General features: G+C 67.9%; 4 protein-coding genes. 1 reads left to right on the top strand and 3 read right to left on the bottom strand.

The genetic code is table 11. The features are described from left to right. Window positions 1-340: 340 nt before the first annotated feature. On the bottom strand, window positions 341-2,965 hold the full coding sequence (locus tag ACJA3G_RS26285; protein WP_406555524.1) for a valine--tRNA ligase: 2,625 nt from the start codon (window positions 2,963-2,965) through the stop codon (window positions 341-343). A gap of 138 nt (window positions 2,966-3,103) precedes the next feature. Here ACJA3G_RS26285 and ACJA3G_RS26280 point away from each other — a divergent pair, with 138 nt between their 5' ends. Further along, complete coding sequence (locus ACJA3G_RS26280) at window positions 3,104-4,003, top strand: hypothetical protein (protein WP_406555523.1); 900 nt, start codon at window positions 3,104-3,106, stop codon at window positions 4,001-4,003. Between the two features lie 604 nt (window positions 4,004-4,607). Here the strand turns inward: ACJA3G_RS26280 and clpX are convergent. Both clpX and ACJA3G_RS26270 read right to left on the bottom strand, forming a co-directional pair. Beyond that, window positions 4,608-5,900 carry an ATP-dependent Clp protease ATP-binding subunit ClpX gene (gene clpX / locus ACJA3G_RS26275; RefSeq protein ID WP_067158960.1) on the bottom strand — a complete coding sequence of 431 codons (1,293 nt, stop codon included), beginning with the start codon at window positions 5,898-5,900 and terminating at the stop codon, window positions 4,608-4,610. Window positions 5,901-6,057: 157 nt separating this feature from the next. Next, window positions 6,058-6,735 (bottom strand): ATP-dependent Clp protease proteolytic subunit, encoded by a 678-nt coding sequence (locus ACJA3G_RS26270; protein ID WP_317453864.1) that lies wholly within the window; start codon window positions 6,733-6,735, stop codon window positions 6,058-6,060. Between the last annotated feature and the right edge of the window lie 112 nt (window positions 6,736-6,847).

Genomic DNA, 6,847 nt, shown 5'->3' with positions numbered 1-6,847 from the left:
GTCGGTGGCTGGTCGCGCAGTTCCCCGCGCCCCTTGTTGGCCGGGGGTTTGTCTGCGGGCCGTGGGGCCGTACGTGGCTGGTCGCGCAGTTCCCCGCGCCCCTGGGCACCTAGGGGCGCGGGGAACTGCGCGACCAGCCACACACGGCCCGCAGACAAACCCCCGGCCAACAAGGGGCGCGGGGAACTGCGCGACCAGCCACCGACAGCCCGCAGACGGAAGAAAGAGGTGGGGCCCCCGGCCCGACGTGGCGCAGCCGTGCCCAGCCCGGTCGGGGAAACGGCGGAGGGGCCCCGGACCGTACAGCGGTCCGGGGCCCCTCCACAGCACACGGCCCCCGCTACGCCTGCGGCAGCCTCCCCAGCTGCGCCGTGATCCGCTCGATGTCGGCCTCAGCCTTGGCCAGCCGCGTACGGATCTTGTCGACCACGTTGTCCGGCGCCTTCGCCAGGAACGCCTCGTTGCCGAGCTTGCCGTTGGCCTGCGCCTTCTCCTTCTCGGCCGCCGCGAGGTCCTTGGCCAGGCGCTTGCGCTCGGCCTCGACGTCGATCGTGCCGGACAGGTCCAGCGCCACGGTCGCGCCCGCGACCGGCAGCGAGGCGGTGGCGTGGAAGCCCTCACCGGCCGGCTGGAGGCGGAGCAGCTGACGGATGGCCGCCTCGTGCGGGGCCAGCGCCGTACCGTCCAGGGCCAGCTCGGCCGGGACCTTCTGCCCCGGCTGGAGCCCCTGGTCCGAGCGGAACCGCCGCACCTCGGTGACGACCTGCTGGACCAGCTCGATCTCGCGCTCGGCGGCCTCGTCGCGGAAGCCGCTGTCGCTCGGCCAGTCGGCGATGACGAGCGACTCGCCACCCGTCAGCGTCGTCCACAGGGTGTCGGTGACGAAGGGGACGATGGGGTGCAGCAGACGCAGGGTGACGTCCAGGACCTCGCCGAGGACCCGTCCGGAGACCCGCGCCGGCTCGCCGCCCGCGAAGAACGTGGTCTTGGAGAGCTCGACGTACCAGTCGAAGACCTCGTCCCACGCGAAGTGGTAGAGGGCCTCGGACAGCTTCGAGAACTGGTAGTCCTCGTAGAGGCCGTCGACCTCGGCCACCGTCTTGTTGAGCCGCGACAGGATCCAGCGGTCGACCGCCGACAGCTGCTCGACGGGCGGCAGTTCGCCCTCGACGGTGGCGCCGTTCATCAGCGCGAAGCGCGTCGCGTTCCAGATCTTGTTGGCGAAGTTGCGGGACGCCTGGACCCAGTCCTCGCCGATCGGGACGTCCACACCCGGGTTGGCGCCGCGCGCCAGGGTGAAGCGGACGGCGTCGGAGCCGTACGTGTCCATCCAGTCGAGCGGGTTGACCGCGTTGCCGAAGGACTTCGACATCTTCTTGCCGAACTGGTCGCGGACCATGCCGTGCAGGGCGATGGTGTGGAACGGCGGGGTGCCGTCCATCGCGTACAGACCGAACATCATCATCCGGGCGACCCAGAAGAAGAGGATGTCGTAGCCGGTGACCAGGACGGAGTTCGGGTAGAACTTCGCGAGGCTCTCGGTCTGCTGCGGCCAGCCGAGGGTGGAGAAGGGCCACAGCCCCGAGGAGAACCAGGTGTCCAGGACGTCGGTGTCCTGGCGCCAGCCCTCGCCCGTCGGAGGCTGCTCGTCCGGACCGACGCAGACGATCTCGCCGTTCGGGCCGTACCAGACGGGGATGCGGTGGCCCCACCACAGCTGGCGCGAGATGCACCAGTCGTGGAGGTTGTCGACCCAGTCGAAGTACCGCTTCTCCATCTCCTGCGGGTGGATCTTGACCTTGCCGTCGCGGACCGCGTCACCGGCGGCCTTCGCGAGCGGGCCGACCTTGACCCACCACTGCATCGACAGACGCGGCTCGATGGTGGTCTTGCAGCGCGAGCAGTGACCGACCGAGTGGGTGTACGGGCGCTTCTCGGCGACGATCCGGCCGTCGGCGCGCAGCGCGGCGACGATGGCGGAGCGGGCCTCAAGGCGGTCCAGGCCCTGGAAGGGGCCGTGGACGGTGATGACCGCGTGCTCGTCCATGACGGCGAGGTTGGGCAGGCCGTGGCGCTGGCCGATCTCGAAGTCGTTCGGGTCGTGCGCCGGGGTCACCTTGACGGCGCCGGTGCCGAACTCGGGGTCGACGTGCTCGTCCGCGACGACCGGGATCCGGCGGCCGGTGAGCGGCAGCTCGATCTCGGTGCCGACGAGGTGCTTGTACCGCTCATCCTCGGGGTGGACCGCGACGGCCGTGTCACCGAGCATCGTCTCGGCGCGGGTGGTGGCGACGACGATGGACGCGTCCCCGTCCCCGTACCGGATGGAGACGAGCTCGCCGTCGTCGTCCTGGTACTCGACCTCGATGTCCGAGATCGCCGTCAGACAGCGCGGGCACCAGTTGATGATGCGCTCGGCGCGGTAGATCAGCTCGTCGTCGTAGAGCTTCTTGAAGATGGTCTGGACGGCCTCGGAGAGGCCCTCGTCCATGGTGAACCGCTCACGCGACCAGTCGACACCGTCACCCAGGCGGCGCATCTGGCCGGAGATCTGGCCACCGGACTCGCCCTTCCATTGCCAGACGCGCTCGATGAACGCCTCCCGGCCGAGGTCGTGACGGGACTTGCCCTCCTTGGCGAGCTCACGCTCGACGACGTTCTGGGTGGCGATACCCGCGTGGTCCATGCCCGGCTGCCACAGCGTCTCGTAGCCCTGCATGCGCTTGCGGCGGGTGAGGGCGTCGATCAGCGTGTGCTCGAAGGCGTGGCCCAGGTGCAGGCTGCCGGTGACGTTGGGCGGCGGGATGACGATGGTGTACGGAGGCTTGTCGCTCTTGGCGTCCGCCTCGAAGTAACCGCGCTCCACCCAGCGCTCATACAGCTCCCCCTCTACCTGGGCCGGCGCGTACTGGGTCGGCAGTTCGGTGGTGGGCGCTGGATTCTGCTGCTGAGTGTTCTCGGTCACGGGGTCAGTTTAGGGGTGTCACCGGCCGGTACTGAAACGGGAATCTTTGGTAACGGTCGGCCCCCCGATGCGCTGTGTGGGCGTGCCGTCCGCGAGGATGTCGGGATCGGATAAGCATCCCTAGGGGGAACACCAGCAATGAGCTACAACCAGCCGGGCCCGTACGGCGGCCAGCCCCAGCAGCCCGGCCCGTACGGTCAGCAGCCGCCGCAGCAGCCGTACGGCCAGCCCCAGCCCGGCTACGGCTACCCGCAGCAGCCCCCGCAGGGCGTCCCGCCGCAGCAGGGCTACGGCTACCCGGCCCAGCAGCCCCAGTACGGCCAGCAGCCGCCCTATGGCGCGCCCATGATGCCGCCGCCGGCGCCGCCGAAGAAGAAGCGGACCGGTCTGATCGTCACGGCCGTCGTGGTCGCGATCGCGGCTGTCGGGGGCGGCGTGTACTTCATGACGAAGGGCGGCGGCAGCAGTGTCGCCGATGACGGCCCGCACAAGCTGATCACCCCGGACAGCGTGATCGCGGGCGCGTACACCGTCAACAAGAAGGACTCGTCGGACAAGACGACCGAGAAGGACAAGAAGGACTTCGGCGCGGCGGGCATCAAGGACCCGACGACCGTCAAGGCGACCTACAAGGCGTCGACCGGCACACCGGCCAAGCAGATGAGCTTCAACGGCGTCTACGGCAAGATCTCGGACCCGGAGAAGTCGGTCGATGCCGTCTTCGCGCAGATCAAGAACAACGCGGAGAAGGACAAGGACGCCAAGGGCACCTTTGTCGGCAGTCCCGAGACTAAGACCCCGGCCGGGCTGGACGGTGCCGTCATGAAGTGCCAGTCCGCCAAGATCACTGGTGACAAGAGCACCGGGGGTAAGAGCCTGGAGTTCCCCGTGTGCATCTGGGCCGACCACAGCACCCTGGGCATGGTCACTCTGGTGGACCCGGCAGCGCTCCTCACCGGCACGAAGGGCGTCTCGCTCGACGAGGACGCGGAGACGACGGCGAAGCTCCGCAAGGACGTACGGGTTTCCGCGAACTAGTTCGCGACGCAGGACAGCAAAGGGGCGTCAGGCGGATCCGCCTGACGCCCCTTGTGCCACCCTCCCAGCACACGAAGCGCGAACGGCGTGATCGAGCCAATTCGGGCTTAAGCCATTGAGAGTCATGAACGCACCATGATCCACTAGAGCCTCGGCCGAAATGACCGGATATTTTCCGTTCTCGACAAGGAGTGTTCTTGTGCTGGGCTCAACGAAGCGTTTTCTGACAACGGTAGCTGTGGCCTCTACGGCCGCCGCAGCATCTCTGCTGATAGCAACCCCGGCATCCGCCAGTACGGATGCCTGCGCGAGGTACGTGTCAGACCACGGATATAACGTCGGTTCGAAGACCCAGGCTGCCTGTCAGAACCATACGCTTGGCAACGGTTGGCCCCACCTTGCCAACCCTGCCTGTCTTGTGGGCCTCGCACAGCTGCGGGTTGACTCGGACGTGGCGATGTCAGCATGTTCGCTCGCATGAGATGACCATGCAGGCGAGTGCTCGGCGCGCCCTCGGTTGACCTGAAGGTTCCACACCCAAAACGGCGCCCGGCAAGTTGGAGTTCCAACCGGCCGGGCGCCCTTCCCGTACGTACTCCGAGCGCTACGCGCTCTTCTCGTGCCGCCCGTCGTTCTTCACGATCCGCGGCTCGCGCGGCACCAGCGTCGGGTTGACGTTGTTGTGGACCACGTCCGACGTGATGACGACGCGGGCCACGTCCTTGCGGGACGGGACCTCGTACATCACCGACATCAGGACTTCCTCCATGATCGCGCGCAGACCGCGCGCCCCCGTGCCGCGCAGGATCGCCTGGTCGGCGATGGCCTCCAGGGCGGGCCGGTCGAAGTCCAGTTCCACGCCGTCGAGTTCGAACAGGCGCTGGTACTGCTTGACCAGGGCGTTGCGCGGCTCGACCAGGATCTGGAGGAGCGCCTCGCGGTCCAGGTTGTGGACGGAGGTCAGGACGGGGAGGCGGCCGATGAACTCGGGGATCATCCCGAACTTCACCAGGTCCTCCGGCATGACCTCCTGGAACTGGTCGCTCGCCTCGATCTCCCGCTTGGAGCGGATCGTCGCGCCGAAGCCGATGCCCTTCGCGCCGGCCCGGGACTCGATGATCTTCTCCAGGCCCGCGAAGGCACCGCCCACGATGAACAGCACGTTCGTCGTGTCGATCTGGATGAACTCCTGGTGCGGGTGCTTGCGCCCGCCCTGGGGCGGCACCGAGGCCGTGGTGCCTTCCAGGATCTTGAGCAGGGCCTGCTGGACGCCCTCGCCGGAGACATCGCGCGTGATCGACGGGTTTTCGCTCTTCCGGGCGACCTTGTCGATCTCGTCGATGTAGATGATGCCCGTCTCGGCCTTCTTGACGTCGTAGTCGGCGGCCTGGATGAGCTTGAGGAGGATGTTCTCGACGTCCTCGCCCACGTACCCCGCCTCCGTCAGCGCCGTCGCGTCCGCGATGGCGAACGGGACGTTCAGCATCCGGGCGAGGGTCTGGGCGAGGAGGGTCTTGCCCGAGCCGGTGGGGCCGAGCAGCAGGATGTTGGACTTCGCCAGCTCGATGGCGTCGTCACGGCCCTGCGCGCCGCCGTTCTCGCCGGCCTGGACGCGCTTGTAGTGGTTGTAGACCGCTACGGAGAGCGCCTTCTTGGCGGGCTCCTGGCCCACCACGTAGCTCTCCAGGAACTCGTAGATCTCGCGCGGCTTGGGCAGTTCCTCCCACCGCACCTCGGAGGACTCCGCGAGCTCCTCCTCGATGATCTCGTTGCAGAGATCGATGCACTCGTCGCAGATGTACACACCGGGGCCTGCGATGAGCTTCTTCACCTGCTTCTGGCTCTTGCCGCAGAACGAGCACTTGAGCAGGTCGCCGCCATCACCGATGCGTGCCACGAGGTGCTTCCCCTTCGCCTGGGAGACGCCACGTTCAGCGGCTCCTGGTGCCTCATATCCGACGGTACCTTGCCTGGCCCCCCGTTCGGGCCCCCCTTGGCGCGGTTCACTTCGACGGGGACCGTCGGGTGCGCCGCGCCAGGGGCTTCCGGCTGCGTCAGGCAGCCGCGGCCGACGTCGTCTTCCGGGTCGACACGATCTGGTCGACCAGGCCGTACGCCAGGGCGTCCTCGGCGGTGAGGATCTTGTCCCGCTCGATGTCGTCCCGGATCTTCTCGATGGGCGTGGTGGAGTGCTTGGCGAGCATCTCCTCCAGCTGGGTGCGCATGCGCAGGATCTCGTTGGCCGCGATCTCCAGGTCGGAGAGCTGCTCGCGGCCGGTCTGCGAGGACGGCTGGTGGATCAGCACGCGCGCGTTGGGCAGGGCCATGCGCTTGCCGGGGGTGCCCGCGGCGAGCAGCACGGCGGCGGCGGAGGCCGCCTGGCCCATGCAGACGGTCTGGATGTCGGGCTTCACGAACTGCATCGTGTCGTAGATGGCCGTCAGGGCCGTGAACGAGCCGCCGGGGCTGTTGATGTAGATCGAGATGTCGCGGTCCGGGTCCATCGACTCCAGGCACAGCAGCTGCGCCATGACGTCGTTGGCGGAGGCGTCGTCGATCTGCACGCCGAGGAAGATCACGCGCTCCTCGAACAGCTTCGCGTACGGGTCGTACTCGCGCACGCCCTGCGAGGTGCGCTCGACGAAGCGCGGCACGATGTAGCGGTTGTCCACCTGCGGGCCGGTGTAGAGGCCGCTTGCGGAGAGGTTGTTCTGCATGTCGGGGTTCACCATCCTGGTGGCGTTCGTGGGCTCGGGGGCTTCGGGGAGGCCGCTTGCGGAGAGGTTGTTCTGCATGTCGGGGTTCACCATCCTGGTGGCGTTCGTGGGCTCGGGGGCTTCGGGG

This window comes from Streptomyces sp. YS-3, from assembly GCF_045257485.1.
In the GTDB taxonomy this organism is placed as follows: Bacteria; Actinomycetota; Actinomycetes; order Streptomycetales; family Streptomycetaceae; genus Streptomyces.
Note: the sequence above shows the minus strand (reverse complement) of the source record. Positions and strands in the feature narration are given on the sequence as shown.

Bases quoted from the DNA above. Each gene is read 5' to 3' on its own strand.
- ACJA3G_RS26280 (WP_406555523.1), top strand. From the start codon at position 3,104: ATGAGCTACAACCAGCCGGGCCCGTACGGCGGCCAGCCCCAGCAGCCC.
- ACJA3G_RS26270 (WP_317453864.1), bottom strand. From the start codon at position 6,735: ATGGTGAACCCCGACATGCAGAACAACCTCTCCGCAAGCGGCCTCTAC.